Annotated in this window: 27 protein-coding genes; 8 read left to right on the forward strand and 19 right to left on the reverse strand. The window is 70.7% G+C overall.

The features are described 5' to 3' along the window. Nucleotides 1-32 precede the first annotated feature (32 nt). The 7 genes from EV685_RS16845 (at nucleotide 33) to EV685_RS16875 (ending at nucleotide 7398) form a co-directional block, all read left to right on the forward strand. On the forward strand, nucleotides 33-833 hold the full coding sequence (locus tag EV685_RS16845) for a HisA/HisF-related TIM barrel protein (RefSeq protein ID WP_130483196.1): 801 nt from the start codon (nucleotides 33-35) through the stop codon (nucleotides 831-833). 284 nt (nucleotides 834-1117) lie between these two features. Continuing rightward, the gene (locus tag EV685_RS16850) at nucleotides 1118-2452 is read left to right on the forward strand and encodes a molybdopterin-binding domain-containing protein (protein ID WP_130483197.1); all 1335 of its coding nucleotides are present in this window, start codon (nucleotides 1118-1120) and stop codon (nucleotides 2450-2452) included. Then, the gene (locus tag EV685_RS16855) at nucleotides 2449-4155 is read left to right on the forward strand and encodes a formylmethanofuran dehydrogenase subunit A (protein WP_207224854.1); all 1707 of its coding nucleotides are present in this window, start codon (nucleotides 2449-2451) and stop codon (nucleotides 4153-4155) included. The genes EV685_RS16850 and EV685_RS16855 overlap by 4 nt, the downstream gene beginning before the upstream one ends. Next, complete coding sequence (fhcD, locus tag EV685_RS16860) at nucleotides 4152-5138, forward strand: formylmethanofuran--tetrahydromethanopterin N-formyltransferase (RefSeq protein ID WP_130483198.1); 987 nt, start codon at nucleotides 4152-4154, stop codon at nucleotides 5136-5138. Before EV685_RS16855 ends, fhcD begins: the two co-directional genes overlap by 4 nt. Next, the gene (locus EV685_RS16865) at nucleotides 5135-6037 is read left to right on the forward strand and encodes a formylmethanofuran dehydrogenase subunit C (protein ID WP_130483199.1); all 903 of its coding nucleotides are present in this window, start codon (nucleotides 5135-5137) and stop codon (nucleotides 6035-6037) included. Before fhcD ends, EV685_RS16865 begins: the two co-directional genes overlap by 4 nt. Before the next feature lie 52 nt (nucleotides 6038-6089). Beyond that, nucleotides 6090-6632, forward strand: a complete 543-nt coding sequence (gene fae / locus EV685_RS16870; RefSeq protein ID WP_130483200.1) for a formaldehyde-activating enzyme — start codon at nucleotides 6090-6092, stop codon at nucleotides 6630-6632. 67 nt (nucleotides 6633-6699) lie between these two features. Next, nucleotides 6700-7398, forward strand: a complete 699-nt coding sequence (locus EV685_RS16875) for an HAD family hydrolase (protein ID WP_130483201.1) — start codon at nucleotides 6700-6702, stop codon at nucleotides 7396-7398. A 16-nt stretch (nucleotides 7399-7414) separates the two neighbouring features. Here EV685_RS16875 and EV685_RS16880 read toward each other — a convergent pair whose 3' ends face one another. From EV685_RS16880 to EV685_RS16905, 6 genes are all read right to left on the reverse strand, one after another. Then, nucleotides 7415-7789, reverse strand: coding sequence for a PIN domain-containing protein (locus EV685_RS16880; RefSeq protein WP_130483202.1), 375 nt, complete (start codon nucleotides 7787-7789; stop codon nucleotides 7415-7417). Between the two features lie 79 nt (nucleotides 7790-7868). Continuing rightward, nucleotides 7869-8423, reverse strand: coding sequence for a thioredoxin family protein (locus EV685_RS16885; RefSeq protein ID WP_130483203.1), 555 nt, complete (start codon nucleotides 8421-8423; stop codon nucleotides 7869-7871). Beyond that, complete coding sequence (locus EV685_RS16890; RefSeq protein WP_130483204.1) at nucleotides 8423-9325, reverse strand: quinoprotein dehydrogenase-associated SoxYZ-like carrier; 903 nt, start codon at nucleotides 9323-9325, stop codon at nucleotides 8423-8425. The genes EV685_RS16885 and EV685_RS16890 overlap by 1 nt, the downstream gene beginning before the upstream one ends. 20 nt (nucleotides 9326-9345) lie before the next feature. Then, a complete protein-coding gene (locus EV685_RS16895; RefSeq protein WP_130483205.1) occupies nucleotides 9346-10356 on the reverse strand; it encodes an MBL fold metallo-hydrolase in 1011 nt (336 codons plus the stop codon). Beyond that, complete coding sequence (locus EV685_RS16900; RefSeq protein ID WP_130483206.1) at nucleotides 10357-10923, reverse strand: SRPBCC family protein; 567 nt, start codon at nucleotides 10921-10923, stop codon at nucleotides 10357-10359. Nucleotides 10924-10963: 40 nt separating this feature from the next. Continuing rightward, nucleotides 10964-11935: a YncE family protein gene (locus EV685_RS16905; RefSeq protein WP_242615635.1), complete on the reverse strand. Its 972-nt coding sequence runs from the start codon at nucleotides 11933-11935 to the stop codon at nucleotides 10964-10966. Nucleotides 11936-12022: 87 nt separating this feature from the next. Between EV685_RS16905 and EV685_RS16910 the strand changes: the two genes are divergently transcribed. Next, complete coding sequence (locus EV685_RS16910) at nucleotides 12023-12601, forward strand: DUF3280 domain-containing protein (RefSeq protein ID WP_130483207.1); 579 nt, start codon at nucleotides 12023-12025, stop codon at nucleotides 12599-12601. A gap of 73 nt (nucleotides 12602-12674) precedes the next feature. Here EV685_RS16910 and EV685_RS16915 read toward each other — a convergent pair whose 3' ends face one another. From EV685_RS16915 to EV685_RS16975, 13 genes are all read right to left on the reverse strand, one after another. Then, on the reverse strand, nucleotides 12675-13580 hold the full coding sequence (locus EV685_RS16915) for a quinoprotein dehydrogenase-associated SoxYZ-like carrier (RefSeq protein WP_130483208.1): 906 nt from the start codon (nucleotides 13578-13580) through the stop codon (nucleotides 12675-12677). Between the two features lie 63 nt (nucleotides 13581-13643). Then, on the reverse strand, nucleotides 13644-14033 hold the full coding sequence (locus EV685_RS16920) for a hypothetical protein (protein WP_242615636.1): 390 nt from the start codon (nucleotides 14031-14033) through the stop codon (nucleotides 13644-13646). Between the two features lie 60 nt (nucleotides 14034-14093). After that, nucleotides 14094-14822: a hypothetical protein gene (locus EV685_RS16925; RefSeq protein WP_130483209.1), complete on the reverse strand. Its 729-nt coding sequence runs from the start codon at nucleotides 14820-14822 to the stop codon at nucleotides 14094-14096. Next, entirely contained in the window at nucleotides 14819-15700 is an 882-nt protein-coding gene (locus EV685_RS16930; RefSeq protein ID WP_130483210.1) for a quinoprotein dehydrogenase-associated putative ABC transporter substrate-binding protein, read from the reverse strand. The genes EV685_RS16925 and EV685_RS16930 overlap by 4 nt, the downstream gene beginning before the upstream one ends. Then, on the reverse strand, nucleotides 15697-16116 hold the full coding sequence (locus EV685_RS16935; protein ID WP_130483211.1) for a c-type cytochrome: 420 nt from the start codon (nucleotides 16114-16116) through the stop codon (nucleotides 15697-15699). The genes EV685_RS16930 and EV685_RS16935 overlap by 4 nt, the downstream gene beginning before the upstream one ends. Nucleotides 16117-16202: 86 nt before the next feature. Further along, the gene (gene xoxF / locus EV685_RS16940; protein ID WP_207224866.1) at nucleotides 16203-17960 is read right to left on the reverse strand and encodes a PQQ-dependent ethylene glycol dehydrogenase XoxF; all 1758 of its coding nucleotides are present in this window, start codon (nucleotides 17958-17960) and stop codon (nucleotides 16203-16205) included. Nucleotides 17961-18490: 530 nt separating this feature from the next. Then, on the reverse strand, nucleotides 18491-18850 hold the full coding sequence (locus tag EV685_RS16945) for a YkgJ family cysteine cluster protein (protein WP_130483212.1): 360 nt from the start codon (nucleotides 18848-18850) through the stop codon (nucleotides 18491-18493). 101 nt (nucleotides 18851-18951) lie between these two features. After that, nucleotides 18952-19401 carry an MSHA biogenesis protein MshP gene (locus EV685_RS16950; RefSeq protein ID WP_242615637.1) on the reverse strand — a complete coding sequence of 150 codons (450 nt, stop codon included), beginning with the start codon at nucleotides 19399-19401 and terminating at the stop codon, nucleotides 18952-18954. Nucleotides 19402-19409: 8 nt separating this feature from the next. Then, on the reverse strand, nucleotides 19410-20306 hold the full coding sequence (locus EV685_RS16955) for a PulJ/GspJ family protein (protein ID WP_207224855.1): 897 nt from the start codon (nucleotides 20304-20306) through the stop codon (nucleotides 19410-19412). Then, a complete protein-coding gene (locus EV685_RS16960; RefSeq protein ID WP_130483214.1) occupies nucleotides 20303-20797 on the reverse strand; it encodes a type IV pilus modification PilV family protein in 495 nt (164 codons plus the stop codon). The genes EV685_RS16955 and EV685_RS16960 overlap by 4 nt, the downstream gene beginning before the upstream one ends. Next, the gene (locus EV685_RS16965; protein WP_130483215.1) at nucleotides 20781-21299 is read right to left on the reverse strand and encodes a prepilin-type N-terminal cleavage/methylation domain-containing protein; all 519 of its coding nucleotides are present in this window, start codon (nucleotides 21297-21299) and stop codon (nucleotides 20781-20783) included. Before EV685_RS16965 ends, EV685_RS16960 begins: the two co-directional genes overlap by 17 nt. 663 nt (nucleotides 21300-21962) lie before the next feature. Then, a complete protein-coding gene (locus EV685_RS16970; RefSeq protein ID WP_130483216.1) occupies nucleotides 21963-25376 on the reverse strand; it encodes a LamG domain-containing protein in 3414 nt (1137 codons plus the stop codon). A gap of 11 nt (nucleotides 25377-25387) precedes the next feature. Then, a complete protein-coding gene (locus EV685_RS16975; RefSeq protein ID WP_130483217.1) occupies nucleotides 25388-25795 on the reverse strand; it encodes a type II secretion system protein in 408 nt (135 codons plus the stop codon). Nucleotides 25796-25812 lie beyond the last annotated feature (17 nt).

Here is a 25812-nt window from a genome sequence, read left to right on the forward strand (position 1 = left end):
TCGCCCCCCCGAACCTGCCGAGGACCCGACCGATGCGCTGTGAGCTGATCCCTGTTCTGGACCTGCTGGGCGGCCAGGTTGTGCATGCCGTGCGGGGCGAGCGGGCGAACTACCGGCCGATCCGCACGCCGCTGTGCGAGGGCGCCGCGCCCGAGCAGGTCGGTCCGGCCTTGCTGCGGGCGGCAGACAGCAACGTGCTCTACGTCGCCGACCTCGATGCCCTGATGGGCGGCACGGTCCAGGTCGATGCGCTGGCAGGCCTGCTGCGCGCGCTGCGCCGCGAGCGCCCGAACGCCAGGCTGTGGCTGGACGGCGGTTGGTGCGATGTCGGGGCGATGCGCGCCACGCTCGCCGCGCTGGGCCCTGAGCTGGCCGTGGCGGTCGACCCGGTGCTGGCCAGCGAGGCCTTGCGGCCACATGCGCTGGATGGCCTGGGCGACCAGGGTGTGCTGAGCGACCAGGTCGGCCCGGGCGGGGACACGATCGGCGCGCGCACCCTGCTGTCGCTGGACCGCCGCGACGGCCGGCGGCTCGATCCGGCCGGCTGCTGGGACCGCCCGGCGCAGTGGCCGGCGCGGGTCATCGTGATGACGCTGGAGCGGGTCGGCGCCGATGCCGGGCCGGACCTCGACACGCTGGCCGAGGTGGCGGCCCGGGCGGCGGCCGGCACCGTGTTGATCGGGGCTGGCGGCGTGCGCAATGACGCCGATCTGCAGGCGGCGGGCCGGGCCGGTGCGTCCGGCTGGCTGGTGGCCAGCGCCCTGCACGCGGGTCGCCTGCGCAGCGCGGCCGCGTCGGCGTCGACGGGTGACGGGCAGGTCAGCGCAGGTTGACATCAGCATGAGGACGCGACAAACAGGAACCGTGCCACCCGCCGGCGGGTGGTTCTGCCGGCCTTGGCTGCTGCGGCGACGGCACACAGTGTTGCGTGGCGCCGGGCTGGCGGGGCTGTCGCTGGGGACAGCCTGTCTCCGTAGGGACGCAAAGGGTGCACGAAGGGTGCGCGAAGGGGGCGACAAACACGCGTCTGGACGACCTGTGCGTGGTGGCATGGGCTTTGCCTCCCGACCCGGGGTTCCGGTGGGCGACGCCTGAAAGCCCGTAGATGAGCCAGCACATGAGTCAAATTCTGCCGAGCGACGGTTTCGTCGACGCATCAGTTTCAACCTGGACCTGTCCCTTCTGTCCGCTGCTGTGCGACGACGGCCCGACCTGCGCGGTGTCGCGCCAGCGGCTGGCGCTGCTCGATGCGGTGGCCGACCGGCCCGAGGCCGCCACGCCACGCGTCGCCGGCCAGCCGGTGACGCTGGCCGAGGCGCTGGCGGCCGCGACCACGCTGTTGCGCGACGCAGGCCAGCCGCTGATCGCCGGCTGGGGCACCGACGTGGCCGGCGCCCGCGCGCTCTACCGGCTGGCCTGTGCGAGCGGCGCCATCAGCGATGCCGGCCCGGACGCCGCCGCCAGCGATGCCCAGAGCGAGGCCCTGCGAGCGCTTCAGGACCGTGGCGGCTACACCACCACGCTGGCCGAGCTGCGCGAGCGCGCCGAGCTGATCGTCTTCATCGGCAGCTGGGCACCCGATCGTGCGCCGCGCCTGCTCGAACGTGCCTTGCAAGGCCGCGCCGACCGGCCGCCCCGGCTGGTCCACCTGGGACTGGCGGGTGGCGACGACGCGGTGCCCGCTGAGGTCGCGGGCGACGGCTTTTGTGTGCCGGTCGAACGGCGGGTCTTTGCCGTGCCAGACGCCCAGCCAGCCCATCCCGCCAATCTGGCCGATCTGGCCGATCTGGCCGATCTGGCCCTGTCGCTCAAGCTCGCCATCGACCGCCGCCCCGGTGCCGATCCGATGCTGGCGACGCTGGCCGGCGAGCTGCTGGCCTCGCCCTATGCGGTGCTGGTCTGGGAGCCCGGCCGGCTCGGGCCCCATGCGGCGCTGGTGATCGAGCGCCTGCAGCAGGTCATCGCCCGCCTGAACGCGACGACCCGCGCCGCCGCGCTGCCGATCGGCGGGGCGCAGGGCATGTTGACGGCGCAACAGGTCCACGCCTGGCTCAGCGGCCTTCCGCTGCGCAGCCGGGTCGGGCCGCGTGGCCTTGAACATGACCCGCTGCGCTACGGGCTGGGTCGCTTGCTGGACGACGGCAGCGTCGATGCGCTGGTCTGGACCGGTGCCTTCCCGGCCATGCCCGCGCCAGACACAGTCTTGCCGCGCCTGCTGCTGGTCTCGGCCGACGTCGCCGCGACGCCCGGTGCCTGCGGTGATGAAGCGGCCGCCATCGTCATCCCGGTGGCCAGCCCGGGCGTCCAGCACGGCGGCCACCTGTTCCGCACCGACACCGTCGTGCTGATGCCCTTGCACCCGTCACCGACCGCGCCGATCGGGCTCGCCGGCCTGCCGTCGGTGGCGCGGGTCGTCGGCGACCTGCTGGCCTTGCTGGAGCACGCCCGATGAACGGCGCCACGACACCGCTGCAGACCCTGATCCGCAACGTCCGCGTGCACGACCCGGTGCATGGGCTGGACGGCGAGGTGCGCGACCTCGCCATCCGCGACGGCCGCTGCGTGACCCCTCAGCCCGGTGAGCCGGCCGGCGAGACGATCGACGCCAGCGGCTGCATCGCCATGGCCGGCGGCATCGACCTGCACACCCACATCGGCGGCGGCAAGGTCAACCTGGCGCGGCTGCTGCTGCCCGAGGACCACCGAGACGCGCGTGGTCAACCCTGCGCGCGCAGCGACAACCCGCTGGAGCTGGACGCGTGCGGCCATGTCACGCCGGGCACGCTGGCCACCGGCTACCGCTACGTCCAGATGGGCTACACGGCGGCCTTCGAGCCGGCCATGGTGGCGGCCAATGCGCGCCACGCCCACATGGAGATGGGCGACACACCCATCCTCGACCACGGCGCCTACGTGATGCTGGGCAATGACGAGCTGTTCCTGCAGCGGCTCGCCGAAGGCGCCCACCCGGACGAGCTGCGCGACCTGATCGGCTGGACCCTGCACGCCACCAAGGCCATGGGCGTGAAGGTCGTCAACCCGGCGGGCATCTCGGCCTTCAAGTTCAACCAGCGCAAGCTCGATGTCGACGAGGGCCACACCCACTGGGGCGTCACCCCGCGCCAGGTCGTGCATGCGCTGGCGCAGGGCCTGCACACGCTGGGGGTGCCGCACCCGCTGCACATCCATGGCAGCAACCTGGGCGTGGCCGGCAACATCGGCTCGACGCTGGCCATCATCGACGCGCTCGAAGGCCTGCCGGCGCACCTGACCCATGTCCAGTTCCATGCCTACGGCAACGAAGGTCCGCGCAAGTTCTCGTCGGCCGCGCTGCAACTGGCCGAGGCGGTCAACGCCCACCCGGAAATCAGCATCGACGTCGGCCAGATCATGTTCGGCCAGACCGTCACCGCATCGGGCGACACCATGCGCCAGCACGCCAACGCCGGTCTGGCCAGCCCACGCAAATGGATCGGCTCGGACATCGAATGCGACGCCGGCTGCGGCGTCGTGCCCTTCCGCTACCGCGAGCAGAGCTATGTCAACGCGCTGCAGTGGGCCATCGGGCTGGAGCTGTTCCTGCTGGTGCGCAACCCCTGGCAGGTGGTGCTGACGACCGACCATCCCAACGGCGGCCCCTTCACCAGCTACCCGCACCTGATCCGCTTGCTGATGGACCGGTCCTTCCGCCTCGAACAGCTCGCCAAGCTGCATCCGGACGTGGCCGCGCAGAGCGCGCTCAAGGACATCACGCGCGAGCTGACGCTGCAGGAGATCGCCGTCATGACCCGCGCCGCGCCCGCCCGCCTGCTGGGGCTGCACGACCGCGGCCAGCTGGGCGTGGGTGCGGCGGCCGACCTGGCGATCTACCGCGAGCACGCCGACCGCGAGCGCATGTTCACCACCCCCGAGCGGGTCTACAAGGACGGCCGCCTGGTGGCCCGCGAGGGCCGCATCACGGCCGTGCCGGTGGGCGGCACGCACTTCGTCGAGCCCGACTACGACCGCAGCTTCGACCGCGTCATGCGCGAGCGCCTGCGCCGCCACGGCAGCGTCCACCCCGACCATGCCGTGATCGGCCGCGACGAGCTGTGCAGCTGCTGCAACGGCGGCACGCTGCTGCCGACGGCCTGCCTGGCGGGAGCCCGCGCATGAGTCCCAGCCTGACCCCGTTGAACGAAGCCACGCTGGTCGACGGCGCGCTCCACGGCGTGCGCATCGATGCCTCGTTCGCCGAAGCCTTCCCGATGCGGGCGACCCGCCTGATCGTGACCGCCCACAACCTCACCTGGGCCCGCCACGCGGCGGTGGCGGCGACCGGCTTTGCGACCTCGGTGATCGCCTGCGGCTGCGAGGCCGGCATCGAACGCGAGCTGAGCCCCGACGAGACCCCGGACGGCCGGCCCGGTCTCGCCCTGCTGCTGTTTGCGATGAGCAGCAAGGAGCTGGGCAAGCAGATCGAGCGCCGCGTTGGCCAGTGCGTGCTGACCTGCCCGACCACCGCCATCTACGCCGGCCTGCCGCCCGAAGCCACGCCCGAGCGTGTCGCGCTGGGCCGCAACCTGCGCTTCTTCGGCGACGGCTGGCAGAGCGGCAAGGTGATCGCCGGCGAGCGCTACTGGCGCGTGCCGGTGATGGACGGCGAGTTCGTCGCGCAGGAGTCGACGCCGATGCTCAAGGCCGTTGGCGGCGGCAACCTGCTGCTGCTGGCACGCGACACCGACAGCGCGCTGGCGGCGGCCGAAAGCGCCGTCGCCGCGATGCGTGCGGTGCCCGGCGTCGTCATGCCCTTCCCGGGCGGCGTGGTGCGCTCGGGCTCCAAGGTGGGCAGCAAATACCCGGCGCTGGGGGCCTCGACCAACGACGCCTTCTGCCCGACCCTGGTCGGCCTGGTGCGCCACACCGAACTCGATGCCGGCGTGCGCTGCGTGATGGAGATCGTCATCGACGGCCTGACCGAGTCGGCCGTCGGCGAGGCCATGCGCGTGGGCATGCTCGCGGCCAGCACGCCCGGCATCGGGCCAGGTCTGGCGGGTGGCCTGCTGCGCATCTCGGCGGGCAACTACGGCGGCAAGCTCGGGCCCTTCCATTTCCACCTGCGCCGGCTGCTCGGCGAACCTGCGGAAGCTCGGTCATGAAGGGTCATCGTCTGGACTTGAAGGCCGTGCCGGCCCTGCGGCTGGACCTGCGCGGCGTGCTGCCGATGGCGCTCGCGGCCTTGTCGCCCGATGAGATCGCCCACCTGCCCGTCGGTCATGGCCGCAGCTTGCAAGCCCTGGGCGACTGGTTCCGCATCGAGCCCTTCGAAGCCGACGCGCCGACCTTGCACCTGCACGGCGACGCCGCCGCGCTGGCCCGCTGTGACCACATCGGCGAGGGCATGGGCGGCGGTCTGCTGATGGTGCATGGCGATGCCGGCGACCATGTCGGCAGCGGCATGGGCGGCGGTGAACTGCGTGTGCTCGGCAGTGCCCGCGACCTGGCCGGCTGCGAGCTGGCCGGCGGCCTGTTGCGCATCGACGGCGACGTCGGCGCGGCCTGTGGCTCGCCACGGCCCGGCCAGCTCGACGGCATGCGCGGCGGCCTGCTGCTGGTCGGCGGCTCGGCGGGCGAGCGGCTGGCCGACCGGATGCGGCGCGGCACGCTGATCGTCGCCGGCGATGTCGGTGAACACGCCGCCTCGCGCCTGGTGGCCGGCACGCTGGTGATCGGCGGCGCGCTGCGCGGCCGTCATGCCGGCTGGGGCCAGCGGCGGGGCAGCGTGATCTGGCTCGATGCCGATCAGGCCGGGCGCTGGCAGGACTCACCGCCCACCGGCTATGTCGCCGCGCAGGCCGATGCGCCGGTGGCCTGGGCGCTGCTGGCGCGTGACCTGCGCCGCCTCGGCGCCGAGGTGGCCGCATCGGCCGATGTCGCGCCTGGCTGGTCCACCCTCGCCGCCCGGCTGGCGGCCTTGCCGTCCTTGCCCGCGCCGCCCCGTCTGCTGGGCGACATCGGCGTCGACGGCCGGGGTGAATGGCTGCTGCCATCGGGCTGAGCGCGCCCTGTCTTTTTCTTTCCCCAACCCCTGGAACCTTGGAGATTTCCCGATGAGCACTGCCGTGCCGCCCTACACCTTCCACGCCGGCGAGGCGACCGTGCTGGCCGCCGAGGGCCAAGCCACCGACGCGATGCCCGAGATCCTGATCGGGCGCGTCGACGGCCCGGTCGGCCAGGCCTTCGCCAACATGCTGGCGCAGAGCAAGGGCCACACCGCGATGTTCGCGATCCGCGCCTGCAACCAGATGGTCCGCCCGGCCACCATCACCGTGCCCAAGGTGACGCTCAAGGACAGCGCCAACATCGACCTGTTCGGCGGCGTGGTCCAGAGCGCCACGGCCGACGCGGTGCTGGACTGCGTCATCGAGGGTGTCATCCCCAAGGACCTGGTCGACCAGCTCTGCATCATCAGCCTGGTCTGGATCGACCCGCGCTGCGCCAAGGACCCGAACCTCGACAAGAAGGACATGTACCGCACCAACTACGAGGCCACCAAGCTGGCGATCCGCCGTGCGCTGCGCAACGAGCCGTCGATCGACGAGCTGATTGCCAACCGCAGCACGATCCGGCACGACATGGACGACTGGAGCTGAGCGCGCGCCCGGGCCGGGCCGCTAAGCTCGCCGCACCTGCTGTAGAGCGCGCCCGGCGCGGTCCGACATGAGCCTGCATCCACCTGCACAGGGCCCTGTGCTTGCCCTGTTCGACCTTGACCACACGCTGATCCCCTTCGACAGCGGCATGGCCTGGACCCGCTTCCTGATCGGACGTGGCCTGCTGCCGGCCGAGGCCGAGCGGCGCTACCTGGGCTACGCCGGCCAGTACGTCGCCGGCACGCTGGACATCCACGAGATGCACGCCAGCAACCTGGCCCCGCTGCTGCACCACCCACTGGCCGAATTGCGGCGCTGGCAGGGCGCCTTCGAGGTCGACATGGCCAGCCGCATCCCGCCGGCCATGCGCGCCCTGGTGCGCAGCCACATCGCGGCCGGCCACCACTGCGCCATCGTCACCGCGACCACCCGGCTGATCGCCGAACCGCTGGCCCGCCTGTTCGGCGTGCGCCACCTGCTCTGCACCGAAGCCGGCCAGCGCACCGACGCCGACGGCACCGACTGGATCGAACCCCAGATCATTGGCGAGCCCTGCTACCGCGAACACAAGATCACCCACGTCGAACGCTGGCTGACCCAGATCGGCGCGCCGTCGCTGGCCGAGGCCGGCCACAGCGTCTTCTACTCCGACTCGGTCAGCGATCTGCCGCTGCTCGAAGCCGTGCGCGAACCGGTGGCCGTGCGGCCCGATGCGCGCCTGCAGGAGATCGCGCTGGCACGCGGCTGGCGGATCGTGGTGGCGTAGCCGGGGCGGTGCGCCTCTAGGGCAGAGCCCATTCCTCCACCGCCAGGCCGGGCACTCGGTGGAATTCGCGGGCGTTGTTGGTGATCAGCACGCTGTCTTCGGCCAGGGCATGCGCCGCGATCATCAGGTCCATGCCCCCAATCGGCCGACCGGCTTGCTCCAGGGCCGTGCGAACGCTGGCGCAGTGGTGGGTGGCCTCCAACGGCCAGGGATGCAGTTCGAAGCCTGACAGCCACGCGCCCATGTCCTGCTCCGGTGGCACCTGTGGCTGCAGCCAAAGCGCCGTGCCGATCTGTTCGACCCGCACCTCCTTGGCCTGTAGCCGCAACTTGGCCGGCAGGCGCAGGGCCTGGCTGCGCCCGCTCATGAAGATCCTCGCAGTGATGCTCATGTGGCGACCTTGGTGTGACATGACGACGTCATATGACTCGGCTCCCGGCTGAACACCAACACCGACCGCCCACGCCCCTTCAGTTCTCCAACCTCAGGATTTCCAGCTGCTCCGGCACCGTCTCGAAGGTGCCCGCTCCGGCGGGCATCTGCATCAGGGGCTGGCCGTCGGGGTCGAGCAGCCAGACGCTGGGGTAGACCAGCAGGCGGGCGCGCTGGTCGCCGATGGCGCGCTGGAAGTCGGCGTAGGGCAGGCGGTGGCGGTCGCTGCGCAGGATCATGCGCGGGGCCGTGACGTCCAGCGCGCTGCGCAGGTCGACCAGGAGGTATTTCTCGCGGAAATGCGGCAGCAGCGCGTTGGTGTTGGTGGCCAGGAAGGCCTCGTAGCGGCGGCAGTAGGGGCAGTCGCTGGCGCCCAGGTAAACGTAGAGCGACTTGCGTTGGGCGCGCGCCTGGGCGAGTGCCGGGCGCAGGTCGAATTCGAGCTTGTTGCCGTCTTGCTGGACCGGCTGGACGACGATGGCGTCATAGGCCGCCGGCAAGGCGGCGTGCGCTGGCAGGCCGATGGCCACGAGCATGGCGGCCAAGGTGCTGACGAGGATGGCGCGCAGGCTGCGCTGCGGTCGGGCGCGCATCACGCCACCCCGGCGCGGTCGAGGTCAAGCTCGCCGCGGGTGCGCAGCTCCTTGCTGTCCTCGACCTCGGCGCTCAGCAGGCCGACCTGTCCTTGGGCTGGCACGGCCAGCTGGAAGCGCCAGGTCGGGTTCTCGCTGACCGAGAAGTCCATGTCGGCGTCAAACACCGGCCGCTCGCCCAGCCGGACCCGGATGCTGCGCACGAAGTGTGGCGGGATGAACATCACCGTCACCTGGTTGAGCTCGAAGCCGGTGTCGTTGGGGTGCAGCACGGTCACGTCGACGGCGGTGTTGCCAGCCTCGCGTGTCAGGCCGTCCGGCAGGCGCAGCAAGGTCTTGCCGATCAGGTGCGGCGACTCGCGGTTGGGCGGTGCGCTGCAGCCGCCGGAGACCTTCACGTAGCGCGAGTCCATGTGCAGCGAGCCGTCGTCGAGCTGCTGGATGACGCGGATGTGGCTGTATTCGTCGACCCGCAGCCGGGTCTCGAAGTGCGCCGGACCGAGCGCCTCGCCCAGCGTCAGCGTGGCGGCCACCGGCGACGGGTTCTTGTCGACCAGCAGCGTCATCCGGCGCACACGCCGGCCGTCGCTGTTGGCCAGCTTGGAGACGATGCGCACCGGCACCGAGGCGCCGTAGGCCGCCCGCAGCGGCACGATCAGCTGGACCTGGCTGGCCGCGCCGGAAGCGATCGTCTGGGTGCCGAACAGGCGCTCGCGCAGCGTTTCCCACTGCGGCGAGCTGTCGGCATGGCCCACGTTGGTGGGCAGACCGCCGATGGCGCCCAGCGCCGGGCCGGCGACGCTGGCCACGCCGAGCGCCAGGCCTTGCGCCAGCCGACGGCGGCGGGCGGGATCGGCGGGAGTCGTTGTCGTCAGTGGCTCGAACGGGCGGTGTGCGGTCATGGTGTGTCCTTCGGGCCGACTCATCGACCGAGCATGAGCTGTCGCTCCTGCCGCAGGTAGACGATGGAGGCGTTGCGCCGGTGGGTGGTGTCGTGGCGTGACCAGCCGGCGAACTCGCTCAGGGTGCTGGCCTCGGCGACGTCGCTGAGCGCCGTGCCCTTGCGCAGCAGGTCGGCGGTGCGGGCTTCGAGCTGGTCGAGGTAGCGGCGCTCCTGGGCGATCACGTCCAGCGCGTCGCCGGCCGGGCCGTGGCCGGGCAGGGCACGGTGTGGACCCAGCTGGACCAGCGCCGCCAGGGCGCGCCGCCAGCCGGCCAGGTCGGCGTCCTGGACGTCGGGGATGGTCTGCGCGTCCAGCAGCGCGCCGGTCACCAGGCTGGCGCTGCGGGCGTCCCACAGGGCGGTGTCGCCGGGGCTGGCGGCCAGGTCGCCGCTGATCGGGGCGAGCAGGCGCAGTGGCCGGCCGATGTCGGGCAGCGGGGCCAGGCTGGCGTCGGCATCGCGGGCGTCAAACAGGTGATCCGGGAGCGGCACGCGGGTGCCGGTCATCTCGTCCTCGCCGAGCTGGCGCTGAAGCGACTTCAGGCAGGTCCCGCAGCGCGCGCCCATCAGGCGGGCGGCGTCGCGGTGCATCCAGACCGGCACGTCGGCGTCCTGGAAGGCGGTCGCGCCAAAGATGAATTCCTGCATCGCGTGGGTCAGCAGCAGGCCACGCACCGGCCGGTCGGTGAGCTGGCGCACGCTCGCCAGCAAGGCCTCGCCATCGCGCCGGGACACGCCCGCGTTGACCACCAGCGCGCCCCGGTCGCCGACCAGCAGCGCGGCATTGCCGATGCGGCCGCGGTTGACGGGCTCGACATCCCCGGCATGGCCGCGCAGCAGCCAGACGCCGTCGGCGACGGCCTGCGGTGGCGGGCGTTCGGCGGGCGAGACCGCCAGCGGAGCGCCCTCGTCCAGCGCCGCACACGCGGCCAGCCAGGGCAGCCCGAGCAGGGCCAGCAGCTGGCGACGGCGTGTCGGCGCGTCGGCCACTCAGCGGCCCTCGGCCAGGGTCTTGAGCTGCTTCAGGCCGGCCTGGTAGACGGCGGTGATGGCAGCCACGGCGGCCTCGTCGTTCTGGTCCGGCGGCGGGTCGTTGTTGGGGTAGCCACGGTAGAAGGCCCCGCGCCACTCGACGCTGGACTTGCCGCCACCCGCATCGCTGACCTGGATCTGCGAGGTGTAGTTGGTGACCGGCAGCGCGCCGCCGTCCTTGGCGCGGTAGGCGTAGCGCATCTGGCCGTCGTCGTAGCGCTCCAGCGTCTCGATCAGGCCGCCGCCGCCCTTGAGCGTCAGCGTGCGCACCGAGCCGACCGTGTTGCCCTGGTCGGCCGGACTGCTGGCGACGGCCGGGTGCCAGTCCTTGAGCGCGTCGAAGTTGCGGATCAGGCCCCAGACCTTGGCCGCTGGCGCGTCGATCTCGACCTTCTCGGTCACCTTCTGGCGGGTCGGGCCGTGGGCCATCGCGGTGCCGGACCATGCCAGGCTGGCGGCCAGCAGGCCAGCCAGCATCAGCGGGCGACGCTTCAGGCGACGGGGTGGGCACGGACGTGCGGGCATGTCGGGGTCTCCTTCGGGGGTGGGCAATCTTGGGTGGTGTTCAGTCCGGCAACTGGCCGATGAAGCGCCCGAAACCGCGGCTGTTCGAGCCGGTCGGCACGGTCGACAGCACGCGGCCGCTGCTGGCATCGAGCACGACCAGGTTGTCGTCCATCCAGTTGACGACGTGGACCTGATCACCGTGCGCGGCGATGCCTTCGGGGTAGGCGAAACCATCGAGCGTGCGCAGCGGTGCGAGCGTCTCGGCGTCGATCACGCTGACGCTGTCGGCGCGCTGGTTGGTGACGTAGATCAGCCGGCCGTCACGGGTCAGCGCCGCGCCGTAGGGTGCCTTGCCCACGGCCACACGCGCCAGCGGCTGGCTGGTCTTGAGGTCGAACACGCTCAGGTCGTCGCTGTAGACGTTCAGCACGAACAGCCGCTCGCGGGCCGCGTCCAGCATCAGCGCGAAGGGATGGGCGCCGGTCGGCCAGCGGGCGATGACCTCGCCGCGATCGAGGTCCAGCACCGCGACGGTGTCGTCGTCGCGTTCGGCGACGAAGACCCGGCGGGCGTCCGGATGGGCCAGCACGCCGGCCGGGTAGCGACCGGTCGGGATGCTGCGCAGCGGCGCGGCATCGGGCCGGTCGATGGCCTCGGGGTCAAGCACCAGCAGGCGGTTGCGCGACCAGTCGGCGGCCAGCACGCGCCGGCCATCGGGCGTGACGTCCAGCCCCATCGGCCCGCCACCTGCGGTGCCGGCGGCGAGCCGGCCCAGCACCCGCTGGCTGCGCATGTCGATGACCGAGACCGTGCCCGCTTCCGGATGACCGACATAGGCCCGGGCGGTCGCGCTGGCGGCCACCACGCCGGCCGGTGACTTGTCGACCTTCAGCGTGGCGATGACACGCCGGCTGGCGAGGTCGACCACGCTGACATCGTGGCTGCCCTGGTTGGTGATGTAGGCAAACGGCGCGGCGACGGCCGGCAGGCCCATCGACGCCGCCCCGGCCAGCGAGGCCGCCAGCAACACGGCACGGACGCTGCATGTGCGCGCCCGGCGCGTTCCGCGTGTCACAGAGTGCGCCATCCTGGTCCCGTCACGAGCCGAAAGAACACCATGTCCGACAAACGACCCCTCAGGCTCCGCCTGGCCACGCTGGTCCTGCTGGCCGGCTTGAACGCGGGTGTGGCAGCGGCCGAAGCCACCGCTGTCGTCACGCCAGCCGCACCTGCCACGCTCGCCTTCATCGGCTTCGAAGTCATCGACGAACAGCCCGATGCCAGCCGCTGGCCGGCCTTGCGCGGGCGGGCCGAACGCATCGGCCTGCAGATGGCCGAGGGGCTGCAGGCCCGTGGGCTCTACGAGGTGCGTGACCTGGCGCCGGCGGAGGACGCGCTGCAGCGCACCCGCGATGCGAACGAGTTCCTGCACCGCTGCAACGCCTGCCTGAGCGAGATCGGCGCGGCGGCCGGTGCCCGGCTGGTGGGGGTGGGCTGGGTGCAGCGGGTCAGCAACCTGATCCTCAACATCAACCTGGGGATCTGGGACGTCAGTGATCCGAACGCAGACCGCATGGTGCTGACCAAGTCGGTCGACATCCGCGGCGACAACGACGAGTCCTGGCGGCGGGGCGTCGGCTTCATGCTGCGCGACATGGTCGAGCGGCGCGAGCGCCAACCCCGCTACGGCCTGTGAAGCCGACCGTGCAGGCGCCCGCTGCGGCAGCGGCGGCGTGACAGGGTGTGGCATCGCGCGCCTGCGGTGCCACTCAGCGCGGCGTGGCCAGCGCGGCCAGCGGGGTCGAGCCCTGCCAGCTCAGGCCCTGGGTGTCGCTGACCTCGGCACGCAGCGGTGCCGTGCCGCGTGGCACGAAGACCAGCCGCAGCGTCGGGTTCTCGCTGATCGCGAAGTCCAGGTCGGCGGTGAGCAGCAAGCGGTCGCCTTGCCAGAGCCGCGCGCTGCGCAGGTAGTGCGCGGGGGTGAAGTGGCGCGTCAGCTGGTCCATCGCCATGCCCGAGTGGTTGGGGTGGCTGACCATCCACTGCAGCGCCAGCGGCTGGCCGTCGACGGCCGGCTCGGACGCGCGGAACTGCATGCGGCCCATGGCCGCGCGCATCGCCGCCTCGTCGCCACCGGGCGGGGCCGAACAGCCGCCGGATGACTTGACGTGCCGCAGCGCCATGCGCAGCGTGCCATCGGCCGATTCGGCGATGACGCGCACGAAGCTGTAGTCGTCGACCCGCACGCGGGTCTCGATCTGCGGCAGCACGCCATCGGCCGGCAGGTCGAACACCGCCGCGATCGGCGAGGGGTTGTTGTCGATCACCAGCGTGATGCGGCGGATGCCCGGTGCACCGGCGCTGGCCAGGGCGCTGCGCCAGGCCACTGGCACGAAGGCCGGGTCGTCGGCGCGGCGCGGCGCGCTCACGCTCAGCTCAGAGGCGCCGCCCGCTGCGGCCGGCTCGATGGTGCGGATCGGCCGGTCACCCCACAGCGAGGCCCGCACCTGCCGCCAGCGCGGGCTGGCCTCGGGGTTGTCGGCGTCGCGGTAGATGCCGCTGGCGGGTTCGGCGGCCCTGAGCGGTCCGGCTGCAGCCAGCGCAAGGCCACCCAGTCCGCCGAGCAGGAGGTGACGTCGGTCGGTGGCTGATGGCAAGGAAGGCAAGGACGGCATGGCTGCAGCTTGGGCTGGGGCGGGTGTTGGGTCGCTCAGCGGCTCGGCAGGCTGCCGGGTCGTTCAGCGAATCACGTAGCAAGCCTTCTTGGACTTGGTCAGGAGCGCCCGGTAGCGCCGGATCTCGTCTTGCAGCTTCTCGACGTCGCGGATGTAGCTGCCGCGTTCACCGCCGATGGAGTTGGCGTTCAGCGCCGTGGACATCTCGATGTAGTCCTCGAACTTCAGCTCGGTGGCCATCTGGTCGAAGGCGCAGGCGCACTTGTTGACCATCTCGTAGTGACCGCCCGGGTGGTCGCGCAAGCAGGCCTGGACCCAGTTGAACCGTTCGGACGTCGGGTATTCGGACAGCTCGGCCGACACGGGTGCGGCGAACAGCGCCGCCAGGGTCATGGCCGCGACCGGCAGCCAGGTCGACGGCCGGGGCGAGCGCTGGGGGAGGGCAATGCGCATGGGGTGGGAGGGCATGGTGGGTGAGGTCGTCGTGGTCGTCGTGGTCGTGGCAGGCGATGGTCAACCCGGCGCCGGCCAGGCGGGCGAGCGGGCGCCGTCGATCAGCAGTTCCTCGTCCAGCACGGCGGGTGCGCCATCGGCGCCGGCCACGCCGCTGCGGATCGAGACGATGGTGCCGGGCACAGCGTCTGACAGCACAAAGACGTACTGCTTGGCCGCGAGCTGGCTGAAGCGGTCCTTGTTGGGATCGTCCGCATAGGGGCGGATCACGATCTGCCGGGCCGCCACCATCTTGCCCCGGTAGCTGACCTGCAGGTCACTGACCGTCGCAGCCTCGTAGAGCGCCATGCGCAGGCGCTTGCGGAAGTAGCTGGCCGAGCCCTTGGTGCGGCGGTTCATCTCGCGGATGTCGCGCTCCAGGAAGAACAGCGTCACCGGGTTGCCCTCGACCTGCTCGACCTCGGGCAGGGCCAGCCGGCGCGCGCCGGTCAGGAACTCGCCACTGGCCTTGCAGCAGCGGCCCTTGGCCAGCGGGCTCAGCGTCAGCGTCACGCGGTCGTCGAAGGCGATCTCGTCCTTGAGCGTGCTGGTGAGGTGGAACTGGTAGCCGATCTTCATCGGCGGCTTGATGCCGGCGAATTGCGGCGACATCAGCAGCAGGCGCTCGGCCTGCGAGAAGTCCTGCGCGTTGCCCGAAGCCGCGACGGGCGCCTGTGACCAGGCCAGACCCGCCAGCGCGAACGAGGTCGACAGCAGCGCAAACAGGCGGAACATCGTCGTGCGGGTCATGGCAGCAGCGTGCCTCCTTCGGCGACCAGCGGCACGCGGAAGTCGCGCAGGATGGCGGTGATCTCGGCGCGCTGCGTCTCGATCACCTTCTCGACCTGCTGCTTCCATTCGCGCTCGCCGTGGCGCACGCCCATCGCCATCTCGAAGTCGAAGCGCACGCCGGGTTCGGACTGCATCGGCAGCACCGTCAGCCGGGGCTCTGCGACCCGCTTGGCGAAGAAGCCCGCGATCGGTCCCCAGACGATCGCCACATCGACCTTGCCGGCGCTCAGTTCCTTCTCCAGCAGCTCGCCGGGGTACTGGGCCGGGTCGGGGCTCATCATCTGGTAGGGCACGCCTTGGTCGACCAGGCCGTGCTTGTTGAGCCAGGCGGCCGCCGGGGTGCGGTCGTACAGGCCGATGCGGACCTTCTGGCGGCGCTCGGGCGGCAGGGCCAGGAAGTCCTGCACCGACTTCACGTCGTCCAGCCCGCGTCCTTGTGCATAGACCATGGCGTAGGTCGAGCGGTAGTAGGGCTTGGTGACGGAGACCTGGTCGAAGCCGACCGGCACGCCCATCACGATGTCGCAGCGGAAGTCCTCGCCGGGCAGCTTGTAGCGCAGCGTGTTGCGGATGAAGGCCAGCCGGGCGGGGAAGGAGTAGTACTGCACCGGCAGGCCCATGGCCTTGCCGAACAGGTCGGCCAGCCGGTTCTCGATGCCCTCGGCGGCGACGTTGGAGAAGGGCAGGTTGTTCGGGTCCTGACAGACCTTCAGGGCCTTGCGCTCGGGCTCGTCCTGGGCTTGCGCGAGGGCGGGCAGGGCGACGGCGGCCAGGGCGACCAGCCCGGCGGCCAGGCGGCTCAGGGACGCGGTGCGGGCCGGGCGGGTGTCGTTCATTTGGCTTCTTCCACCTTGGAACGGGTGATGGCGCCGTCAGAGCGGCCCTTGAGGTAGGCGTAGAGCTGGTCGATGTTGTCCATCACCACCTTGCTGGTGCCGAAGCTCTGCATGCCCTTCTCGAGCCGGCCGTCGCGCACGGTCTTGATGAACTCTTCCTTGGTGAGCACCTTCAGGCTGGCGAGCAGCGAGGGGCCCACCATGCCTTCCTGGTTGGCGCCGTGGCAGCGGTCACAGGCAGCCTGACGCCAGGCGCGGAAGCCCTTCATCGTGTTGGCATCGACCTTGTAGCCGTCAACGACGGTGTAGAGCGGCGTCTCGACCTTGTCCTGCGCCGATGCGGCCGGGCTGGTGACGAGGGTGGCCAGCGCGGTCAGTGCGAGGGCAAGGAGGGGAGCGGCTTTTCCAGTTCTCATGACATCTCGGGATCAGGTGTTCATCGGGACAGAAGGCCGGCGCGCCCGGGAGGCGCGCCGACCTTCTCTTTCAGCACATGGCCAGATCAGTTGGGCAGCGCGAACACGGTCAGCGAGCCGCCGAGTTCGGTGTACTGATTCAGCTCACGGTAGCCACCCACGGCACCCAGGCCGTCGGTGTCCTTCTCGAGACCTGCGGCCATGCCGATGCCGGCCCAGCCACCGATGCCAGAGAACACGCCCAGGTACTGCTTGCCCTTGTGCTCATAGGTGAACACGTTGCCGATGATCCCGGAGGGCGTCTTGAACTTGAACAACTCCTTGTTGATGTCGTTCTTGTCGACGCACTTCAGGTAGCCCTCGAGCGTGCCGTAGCAGGACAGACCGCCAGCGGTGTTGAGCGAGCCGGACCAGACCGAGAACTTCTCGGCCTTGGACTGCACGATCTTGCCGGTGCCGGCATCCCAGGTGATGTAGTTGCCCATGCCACCGTGGCTGCCCGGGGCCGGGAACATCGACAGCGTCGCGCCGACGTACGGCTGGCCGGCGGTGTACTCGACCTTGAACGGCTCGTAGTCCATGCAGACGTGGTTGGTCGGCACGTAGAACAGCTTGGTCTCGGGGTCGTAGGACGCCGGTTGCTGGTCCTTGGAACCCAGCGCCGCCGGGCAGATGCCCTTGGTGTTGACGTCAGGTCCGTTCTGCGCGGTCGAGTACTTGGAGACGACCTGCGGACGGCCGCTCTTCATGTCGACGTGCGTGGCCCAGTTCACCTTCGGGTCGTACTTCTCGGCCACCAGCAGCGCACCGCTGACGCGGTCCAGGGTGTAGGCAAAGCCGTTGCGGTCGAAGTGCACCAGTGCCTTGGTCAGCTTGCCCTTGACGTTGATGTCCGCCAGGATCATCTCGTTGATGCCGTCGAAGTCCCACTCGTCGTACGGGGTCATCTGGTAGACCCAGTTGACCTTGCCCGAGTCGACGTCACGCGACCAGATCGACATCGTCCACTTGTTGTCGCCCGGGCGTTGCGCCGGGTTCCAGGTCGACGGGTTGCCGGTGCCGTAGTAGACCGCGTTGGTCGCCTTGTCGTAGCTGTACCAGCCCCAGGTGGTGCCGCCGCCGATCTTCCACTGGTCGCCTTGCCAGGTCTTCAGCGACGAGTCGCGGCCGACCGGCGTGACCTTGCCGTCCGCCCACGTCGTCGTCTTGTCCGGGTCCATCAGCATCTCGCTGTCGGGGCCGACCGAATAGCCCTTCCAGACCTGCTTGCCGGTCTTGATGTCGTAGGCGGCCAGGAAGCCGCGCACGCCCCACTCACCGCCGGAGATGCCGGTGATGACCTTGTCCTTGAAGACGTGCGGTGCGTTGGTGTTGACCGCGCCCAGCTTCGGATCGCCGTTCTTGACGGTCCAGACCAGCTTGCCGGACTTGGCGTCCAGGGCGATCAGGTTGGAGTCGGCCTGCTGCAGGAAGACCTTGCCTTCGGCATACGCCAGGCCGCGGTTGACGGTGTCGCAGCACATCTGCGGAATCACCGCCGGGTCTTGCTTCGGCTCGTACTTCCAGAGGATCTTCTGGGTGTCGAGGTCGATCGCGAAGACCTTGTTCGGGAACGGCGAGTGCAGGTACATCGTGCCGTCAACAACCAGCGGCGAGCCTTCATGGCCGCGCAGCACGCCGGTCGAGAAGGTCCAGGCGACCTGCATCTTGCCGACGTTGCTCTTGTTGATCTGCTTGAGCTGGCTGTAGCGCTGGTTGTACATGTCGCCCGCCTGCATCGCCCAGTTCTTGGGGTTGGCGATGTGCTTCTCGACGTCGGCGTTGGCCATCGTCAGGGCCGGCATGCCCAGCAGGGCGACGCAGGCCCCGCGGATCAGCCATTGGCCAGTCTTGCCGGCAGTGTTGCCAGTTGAAGTCATGGATCTGTCTCCTTGCTCTTTCGGTGGTGGACGGACGGGGGGGTAGGACGGGCTCGCCGGAAACCACCTGTGTCCGGGGCGAGCGGAACTGCCCCCTCACTTCCGCAACTCCCGTGCCCGTGATGCACGCCACACATCGCGTGTTCTTCGCGGTGCGGTGCAACATGCGACGCGGTCCGCCATCACCTTTCGCGTTAACCCTTGAAACCAGGCCGGGCATCCCCGCGTCGACGGCCTTCAAAGCATGCGGATGGGCTGGATGGCCGTGTTCAAGGGCCTTCGCGGCGATCAGGGTTCAGGGAAAGTCCTGATCCGGTGGTCCGGCCCGACCACCGTTCAGGTCGCCCGGAAGACCGTCGCCGCACGGCAACCTGTCGCGCCGAAGGCTGTGGCGTCATCACTTTCGGGACACTGTGTTGCAGGTCCTGCGCAAGGGCTGCGGCTGGCTGGTCCGGTCAGTCCAGCGGCGGCAGACCGTGGCGCGCGCGGGCCCGGTTGCAGGCCTCGTCGCCACGCCCGAGCGGCGCGAGCATGCCGAACTCGCGGCAGGGCCCCGGCCGCCATTCATGGATGCCGCAGCAGGCCTTCTCGCCCACCGTGCCGACCAGGGCCGCGCAACGTGGCCGGGCGTGGTCGGTGCCGCGCATGCGGGCGCTGTGAGCGGTGATCTCGACCGCCAGGCCATCGGGCACGCAGCCGCCATGCGACTGCAGTTCATCGACCGCGAAGTCGACCCGGAAGCTGGCGCAGCAGGCACCGCAGCGCAGGCAGGGGTTGTCGTGGGCGGGAACGTTTGCGGTGGGCGCTGGGGTCATGGGTGTGGTCACGGCGGGCCGAAAGGCGGGGTCGATTCTCGTGTCCGTTGCGTGTGTCCCATGCATGTGGCCCATGCGTGTGTCCGGTGGGCCCCGGCGACTCACCGTGCCAGGGTCACTTCGCGCTGCCGCTCGACATGGTTCAGCCCGACCGCGCGGCTCGCATCCGGACAGCCGGCGCTGCTGTTGCAGGCCGTCGCCTGGATGCGCCAGACCGTCAGCACACGCGGCACGCCGGGGCTGGTCTCGCCCTCGTGGTAGGTGCTGCGGCTGCAACTCACGCTGACCCACGTGCCGGTGTCGGCGCTCAGGTCCAGGGTCTGGCGCGCGCCGTCCGCGCAGCTGGTCCAGCTGCCCTTCAGGGCCTCGTGCAGGCCCCACTCGATGCCGGCACGTGCCGCCAGACCGGCCCGCGCGGCCAGCAGGCTCTGGCTGGCCGTGATCTGCTGACCGACGCCCAGCCGGACCAGTGCGGCGGCCAGACCGGCCAGCACCACCAGCACGGCGATGGCGGCGATGGCGCCAAAGCCGGTCTGAGCGGAACGGGGCAATGCGGGTCTCATGGCACGTTGGGTACATGCGCGCCCATGCTGAGGTGGGCGCTCTCGCCGTGGCGGGTGATCTCGAACTCGATCCAGACGAAGCCGCTCTGCTGGGTGGCGCCCTGGTTGGGGTCGTGCACGAAGTTGCAGGCGCGCACGCCGCTGGCAACCACCACGCCGCCGCTGACCGGGCAGGTCGTGGGCGCGGCAGCGTCGTAGCCATAGCCGGACAGGCGCAGCAACTGGCCCCGGCCATTGCCCTGCGCATCGAGCGTGCCGTCCGCGCCGACGCAGCTGTAGAACACCGCCTGCTGGTCCTGCGGGACGATGCTGTAGCGGCCGCCGTCGTAGCCGGGCGAGACCTGCAGCGGCTCGATCGTCAGCCGCACCACGCCGTAGACGGCGGCGGGTGTCTCGACGGCGGTGATGCGGCTGCGGTTCAGGCCTTCGTAGACATCGTTGCCGTTCTGGTTGTTGATGACGACGGTGTCGCCCACGGCCGCTGGTGTGCCGCTGGCGCTGAGCACGTCGAAGGTGGTCGTGGTGGTGCCGGTGTCGACCCAGGCGCTGCAGTTGGCGCCCGGTGTGCAGCCCACGCCGCTGTCGTTGACGGTGTCCGGCCCGCTGCGGTAGCGCCCGCCGCCGCTGGCGGGCAGCAGCTCGACGCACTGGTTGCCGGGCGTGCGGATCGAGTTGGGCACGGCGCGCCGGACCTCGCGCACCATCGTCGCCAGGCTGTTCTCGGCCTCGACCTGCAAGGCCGCACGTTCGCGCGTGACGAGGTAGCCGTCGATGGCCGGGCGCAGGAAGACCGTCAGCGTCGCGGCCAGCACGCCGGCCACCACCATCACGACGATCATCTCGACCAGGGTGAAGCCCGGCATCGGCCGACGTGGTGTGTGCAGCAGGCTCATGACGCGTAGTCCGTGCGCCAGGTGCGCAGCGTCAGGTCGGCGCTGCCGCTGCGGCTGACGGTGACGCTGATGCGCCGGGCTGCGGAGATGCCACCCAGCGCGACCGGCTCGATCGCCACCCGCACCGAATAGCCCGCCAGCGCCGCGATCGGCACGCCGTCGATGCCGCAGATGCGGCCGGTCGTGGCGTAGCCGGCGTAGTCGCCGATGTCGTTCCAGGTGTCGCGCGCGCAGTCGGTCGTCGGGGCGTCGTTCGCGCTGGCGGCATAGGGCTTGAGGGCGATCTCCTCGATCAGCTCCTCGGCGATCGCCTGCATCTGGCGCTGCACGAGCGGGTCGGCCGAGCCGCGCCCCACGGTCGAATAGGCCAGCATCACGCCGGCCAGGCCGACACCGATGACGACCATGGCCAGCACCAGCTCGACCAGCGTCAGGCCTTGCCGGGCGCGCCGGCCGGCGGACCGTCCGTTGCGGCTACTGGACGCGGCCATGCAGGCCCTCCACCGTGATCGTGGCGACGTCGCCCGCGTCGAAGGTGTAGCGGCTCGTGGTGGTCGCCGTGGCGCTCTCGCCGACGCCGCCCGAGGGCAGGAAGTAGAGCGTGCGGGACGGGCTCGCCGTGACCGTCCAGCCGCGCGGCGCGACCAGCGCGATGGGCTGGCCGTCCGGCCCGATCAGGTCGGCGCTGCAGTCGCTCGCACCGAAGGCGCTGGCGATGCGCAGGCGCAGCACCGGCGGGCTGGCGTTGTCGAAGCTGGCGCACACCACACGCCGATGCCCACGGGCCAGCGCATGGCCTTGTCGCAGCGTGGCGACGACACCATCACGCCAGGCCTGACCCTGCACCTGCGTGGTCGACGACCAGCGCGGCAGTGCCACGACGGCCATCACGCCGACCATCACCAACACGGCGATCAGCTCGACCAGCGTGTAGCCACGCCCGCCCGGGTGGGCGTGGTGCGGATGCGTGGGCGCGGGTCGTGACAAGGCCATGGTCACGCCGATCGTGCCGCAGGGGGCGGCCGGGCAAGGGCGGAAAAGAGGGGGCCGCACCGGCTTGTCGCCACCGCCTCCCGGCGCGGCGGCCGTCCTCTAGCGGGGACGATGATCAACCGGCGCGTGCCCGATCAACCGGAGAACGGTGTTCATCGCACCGATTCACATCACCCGCATGCGTCAACCCGCATGCCATCGGTAGGTCGGACACCCCGCACGCCAACCGGTAGGTGGGACACCCCGTGTCCGACGTCCTGTTGCCCGCAGCCACCGATCCAGAACGTTGACCACCGCGCCAACACCGGCCGTGTCGGGCGCGCCCAGCGCGTTGAACGCGGTTGCAGGTTGGAGGCCCATCGGCACCAGCCCGTCGGACACAGGGTGTCCGACCTACCGGGGCGGTGCCCGATCGGCCGGCATTTGCCAATGGACCGGCGATGACCCGATCGACCGGCGCATGCCCGATCAACCGGGGAACGGTGTTCACCGCACCGATTCACGTCACCCGCACGCGTCACCCACCCGCGACACCCCGCACGCCAACCGGTAGGTCGGACACCCCGTGTCCGACGGGCTGTTGCCCGCAGCCACCGATCCAGAACGGTGACCACCGCGCCAACACCGGCCGTGTTGAACGCACGATAGGGACGTGTGTTCCGGTCAATCCACCTCCCGCACCTGCGTCGTCAGCCGCGATTCCGGGCTGTAGACGCCGAAGCTGGCGCGGGCGGAGGGGTCGCGGTCGAAGCCGGAGCTGCAGGAGCCGGTGCGTGAGCGCAGCCAGGGCAGGCCGGCGCCAGTGCTGCTGGCGATGGCGCCGAAACTGCCGCCGGGGCTGGCCACGCAGCTTGCGTCGCTGGTGCTGTGGCCGAGGTTGATCGCGATGTCGACCGTGCCGGTGCCCCGGGGACTGGGCGGTGCCAGGCGCAGCTTGCCTTGTCCGCCGCTCAGGCTGATCGATTGCACCGCAGCGGTCCAGTTGGCGCTGCCGCCGCGGTGGCTGCGCGGTGTGCTGCGGGCGATGGCTGCCGTGGGCATGACCGTGCAGTGATCGTCGCTGGAGGGCACCCAGCTGCGGCCGCTCCAGTGGTCGACCTGGAGGGTCAGTTCCAGCGGCTGGCGGTCGCTGCCGTAGGCGTTGCTGATGCGCAGCCGGCCGCTGCGCAGCGCCATCACCGGATCGCTGCCGACACCGCCGACCGGTGCGCTGCTGACGCCGTCGGCGTCGCTGCCCCGCAGCACCACGCTGCGCGGGGCGGTGAGCTTGTCGGTGTAGGCATAGGCCGGGGCCGCGCTGCCGCTGACCGTGGCGATGCCGGCGCGGAAGCTGCTCGCGGCAATGCTGCCGTTGACGAGGTGGCCGCCCCCGAGTCCGCCGACTTCGGACAGGCTCACCCGCTGAGCCAGGTTCGGCGTGGTCAGGCTGCTGCCGTCGTAGTTGCGGGTCAGCGCACCGGCGGCGTTGAGGGCCTGCACCGTCACCGCGAAGGGCTGGCCGGCATAGCTCCAGGCACCGCAGGACGGCGTGGCGCTCAGCGCCAGGCGCTGGGGGACGAAGCGCCCGATCGTGCCGGCCGTGCCGGTGCTGCCCAGCACATCCAGGCCGCTGCCGAGGTAGTTGTCCAGCGCGACGTTCAGGTCGATGCGGCCGACCTCGCTCCAGCTCAGGTTGCTCGCGCTGGCGATGCCGCCGCTGAAGGCGCCCAGGCTGCCGCTGAAGACGCCGTCGACCGCGCCGCTGCCAGTCGGCGCAGCCCGCACCGCCGACAGGGCGACCGACGGGGCTGGCGCTTCGCGGCCGAAGTTGGGCATCACCGCTCCGGCCGCATTGAGCGCCCGCACGCGCGCCGGGAAGGCCGCACCGGCGACGATCGGGCCGCTGGGCAGGTTGTCGATCGCCAGCACCGACGGCGCGGCGATCACGTTTGCCGAGCCGCTCAGGCCAGCGGCGGCCAGTGCGTCGCCCGCCGCGCCGGTCAGACCGAACAGCAGCTCGATCTGGCCGGCATCGGGGTAGCTCAGTCTGGCCGTCGCGACACCCTGGGCATCGAAGCGCAGGTTCAGCAACTGGCCGTTGCCATCGCAGGCCGCGCTGGCGTTGCCGCTGGCGTTCAAGGGCTGGTCGTTGACGCGGGCGGCCAGCGTGCCGCTGGGCGGGTTGACGTAGCGGCAGCGGGTGGTCAGCGAGCGCACCGTGTTGGCCAGCGCAGCCACGCAGACGCTGGCGTTGTCGGCGCGGCGCACCGCCCGCAGCGTGACGGGTGCATCGACGCCGGCCACATGGTTCGTGAGGCTCACTTGCAGGCCGACATCGGCGGCGCTGTAGGCACAGGTGGGACTGCCGAAGTTGCAGGTTGCCGCGCTTTGCGCCTCGGGCAGGCTGGACGCCATGCCCAGCGTCGTGGTGCCTGCGACCGGCAACTGCATCGCCACGCGGGTGCTGCTGGCACCCGGCGCGATCGAGAAGCTGGCGCCATCGGACCAGACCGTCGCCACATGGCTGGACGAGAGCGTGCCGATCAGCCCGGCCGTGTAGGGCCGCGCGCAGGCGGCGTCCTCGCAGGCGACCACCTCGATCGAGTCGGCCGCGCAGGTCAGGCCAGTGCCGCTGGCATGGCGCAGTTCCAGGTGGTGCAGCGGCGGCGTGCAGAGGTGGGTCTGGACCAGGTCCAGCGCGATCTCGGCCACGCCGAGTTCGTAGTTGGACACGCGCAGCTCGTCGATCTGGCCGTTGGCCGAGTTGGCCGTGGCACCGGAGGGCGTGACGGCGCTGCGGTTGTCGCCGACGTAGAGCGAGGCCAGGCTCGGGTCGAGCTGGCCATTGGTCTTGTTGGAGGCCACCGCCGCCTGCAGGCCGTTGAGGTAGATGCGGGTGGTGCTCTGGGTGTTGTTGGTGCCCGACAGCAGGGACCAGGTCACCGCGACATGGGTCCAGGCGCCTGCAAGCACGACCTGGGCAGACGTGGTCGCCTGCAGCTGCGTGCCGTTGCTGTCGCTGACCACGAACTGCAGCGCTCCGGTGGCTGTGCGTTGCAGGTGGAAGGGCCGGCCGGCGAGCGTTGTCGCGCTCATCAACATGCCAGCCGTGCCGCTGGCCCAGACCGTGTTGGCGCGGTACCAGAACGACAGCGTGCCGCTGCTGCCGATGGCCGTGTCGACATCCAGCGAGGTGTCGACCGCCGAGATGGCCGTCGTCGTGTTGAGCGGGATGTTGGCGCGCCGGCAGACCCGGCCGCTGTCCTGCACGCTGGCCGAGCCCACGCGCAGGCCGTGGTTGCGGTTGCCGGACGAATCGCGCACCTCGCCGATCGTGCCGCTCCAGGCGCTGGTCTCGTCGAAGCGGTATTCGGCCACCCGGTCGGGCGTGTCGCTGGGCACATACCAGCGGATCGCCGTGCCGTTGGCGTTGTAGCCGCTGTTGTAGGAGTACTGGGTGTAGTCGCTCGTGTCGACCTGCACGCCGATGGTCGCGTTCGAGCCCGAGGCGTTGGCGTTGCCGTACTGGAACTTGAACTCGCCGTTCTCGAACAGGATGATCTGGAAGGTGTAGGGCGTGCTGGTGTTGTACTGGAAGACGTTGTTCCAGCTCACCACCACATAGCGCTGGGGCGCCGTGCCCTTCTGTTCCCAGGTCACGCCCCCACTGCCGCTGCGGCCCGGGTCCAGGTCGGCCCAGTAGGCCATCAGGACGCGGGTCGTGTCGGTCGCGGGACAGCCACCACCCGCCGAGCCGGGCTTGCCGATCGGGAAGGCGGTGTTCGAGTAGCTGCGGAAGAAGCCGGTGTCGGCACCGAACTGCAGGCCGCCGTTGCTCAGCACCCGCACCGAGCCGTAGGCGGTGCCGGCGAAGGGGAAGGTGAAGCCGCCGGTGAAGGTGATCGTGGACTGGTCATCGTCACCCGCGTAGCTGGTGCAACCACCCGTCCATCTGACCGCCTGCGTGGCGGTCTCCCACACAAAGCTGTCGCTGCGGTAGCTGTAGGTGGCCGCATGGGCCGCCCCGGCCAGGCCGAGCCCGGCCAGCAGCAGCCCCTGCGCGAGACGGCCGAACAGGCGGATCAGCCAGGCCGTCATCACCGGTCCGATCAGTTGCCGGCGGCCACGCCGATGAAGGTCTGGCTGTAGGTCGTCGTGCCGACGGTCTTGCTGATCGAGCAGGACGCCGTGTCGCCGTTGGTGGCGCCGATGTCGGCCGCGACGGCGGAGGCGGCATAGGACGCCGGCAGGCCGCCCTGCATCAGGGTGCCGACATCGGCACAGGCGTCGACCGTCGAGCACTTGCCGGTGGTGGCGACGTTGCCGGTCAGCGCGCAGCCGCTGTAGTTCAGGTTCATGGCCGCGCCAGCTGCACCGGCGACGCTGTCGACGGCGGCCTGCTCGGCATCGCCGCGCATGTCGATGAACTTGGGCAGGGCGGTGGCGGCCAGCACGCCGAGGATGACGATGACGACGATCAGCTCGATCATCGTGAAGCCTTGTTGACGCAGTTTCATGGGGTGCACTCCGAAGG

The sequence above is a fragment of the Sphaerotilus mobilis genome (assembly GCF_004216565.1).
GTDB classification, from domain to species: Bacteria; Pseudomonadota; Gammaproteobacteria; order Burkholderiales; family Burkholderiaceae_C; genus Sphaerotilus; species Sphaerotilus mobilis.

Bases quoted from the DNA above. Each gene is read 5' to 3' on its own strand.
- EV685_RS16960 (WP_130483214.1), bottom strand. From the start codon at position 20,797: ATGGCCGCGTCCAGTAGCCGCAACGGACGGTCCGCCGGCCGGCGCGCC.
- EV685_RS16925 (WP_130483209.1), bottom strand. From the start codon at position 14,822: ATGACCCGCACGACGATGTTCCGCCTGTTTGCGCTGCTGTCGACCTCG.
- EV685_RS16935 (WP_130483211.1), bottom strand. From the start codon at position 16,116: ATGAGAACTGGAAAAGCCGCTCCCCTCCTTGCCCTCGCACTGACCGCG.
- EV685_RS16890 (WP_130483204.1), bottom strand. From the start codon at position 9,325: ATGACCGCACACCGCCCGTTCGAGCCACTGACGACAACGACTCCCGCC.
- fhcD (WP_130483198.1), top strand. From the start codon at position 4,152: ATGAGTCCCAGCCTGACCCCGTTGAACGAAGCCACGCTGGTCGACGGC.
- EV685_RS16900 (WP_130483206.1), bottom strand. From the start codon at position 10,923: ATGCCCGCACGTCCGTGCCCACCCCGTCGCCTGAAGCGTCGCCCGCTG.
- EV685_RS16845 (WP_130483196.1), top strand. From the start codon at position 33: ATGCGCTGTGAGCTGATCCCTGTTCTGGACCTGCTGGGCGGCCAGGTT.
- EV685_RS16970 (WP_130483216.1), bottom strand. From the start codon at position 25,376: ATGACGGCCTGGCTGATCCGCCTGTTCGGCCGTCTCGCGCAGGGGCTG.
- EV685_RS16930 (WP_130483210.1), bottom strand. From the start codon at position 15,700: ATGAACGACACCCGCCCGGCCCGCACCGCGTCCCTGAGCCGCCTGGCC.
- EV685_RS16975 (WP_130483217.1), bottom strand. From the start codon at position 25,795: ATGAAACTGCGTCAACAAGGCTTCACGATGATCGAGCTGATCGTCGTC.
- EV685_RS16910 (WP_130483207.1), top strand. From the start codon at position 12,023: ATGTCCGACAAACGACCCCTCAGGCTCCGCCTGGCCACGCTGGTCCTG.
- EV685_RS16945 (WP_130483212.1), bottom strand. From the start codon at position 18,850: ATGACCCCAGCGCCCACCGCAAACGTTCCCGCCCACGACAACCCCTGC.
- EV685_RS16955 (WP_207224855.1), bottom strand. From the start codon at position 20,306: ATGAGCCTGCTGCACACACCACGTCGGCCGATGCCGGGCTTCACCCTG.
- EV685_RS16855 (WP_207224854.1), top strand. From the start codon at position 2,449: ATGAACGGCGCCACGACACCGCTGCAGACCCTGATCCGCAACGTCCGC.
- EV685_RS16920 (WP_242615636.1), bottom strand. From the start codon at position 14,033: ATGCGCATTGCCCTCCCCCAGCGCTCGCCCCGGCCGTCGACCTGGCTG.
- xoxF (WP_207224866.1), bottom strand. From the start codon at position 17,960: ATGCCGGCCCTGACGATGGCCAACGCCGACGTCGAGAAGCACATCGCC.
- EV685_RS16865 (WP_130483199.1), top strand. From the start codon at position 5,135: ATGAAGGGTCATCGTCTGGACTTGAAGGCCGTGCCGGCCCTGCGGCTG.
- fae (WP_130483200.1), top strand. From the start codon at position 6,090: ATGAGCACTGCCGTGCCGCCCTACACCTTCCACGCCGGCGAGGCGACC.
- EV685_RS16850 (WP_130483197.1), top strand. From the start codon at position 1,118: ATGAGTCAAATTCTGCCGAGCGACGGTTTCGTCGACGCATCAGTTTCA.
- EV685_RS16885 (WP_130483203.1), bottom strand. From the start codon at position 8,423: ATGCGCGCCCGACCGCAGCGCAGCCTGCGCGCCATCCTCGTCAGCACC.
- EV685_RS16965 (WP_130483215.1), bottom strand. From the start codon at position 21,299: ATGGCCTTGTCACGACCCGCGCCCACGCATCCGCACCACGCCCACCCG.
- EV685_RS16880 (WP_130483202.1), bottom strand. From the start codon at position 7,789: ATGAGCATCACTGCGAGGATCTTCATGAGCGGGCGCAGCCAGGCCCTG.
- EV685_RS16915 (WP_130483208.1), bottom strand. From the start codon at position 13,580: ATGCCGTCCTTGCCTTCCTTGCCATCAGCCACCGACCGACGTCACCTC.
- EV685_RS16875 (WP_130483201.1), top strand. From the start codon at position 6,700: ATGAGCCTGCATCCACCTGCACAGGGCCCTGTGCTTGCCCTGTTCGAC.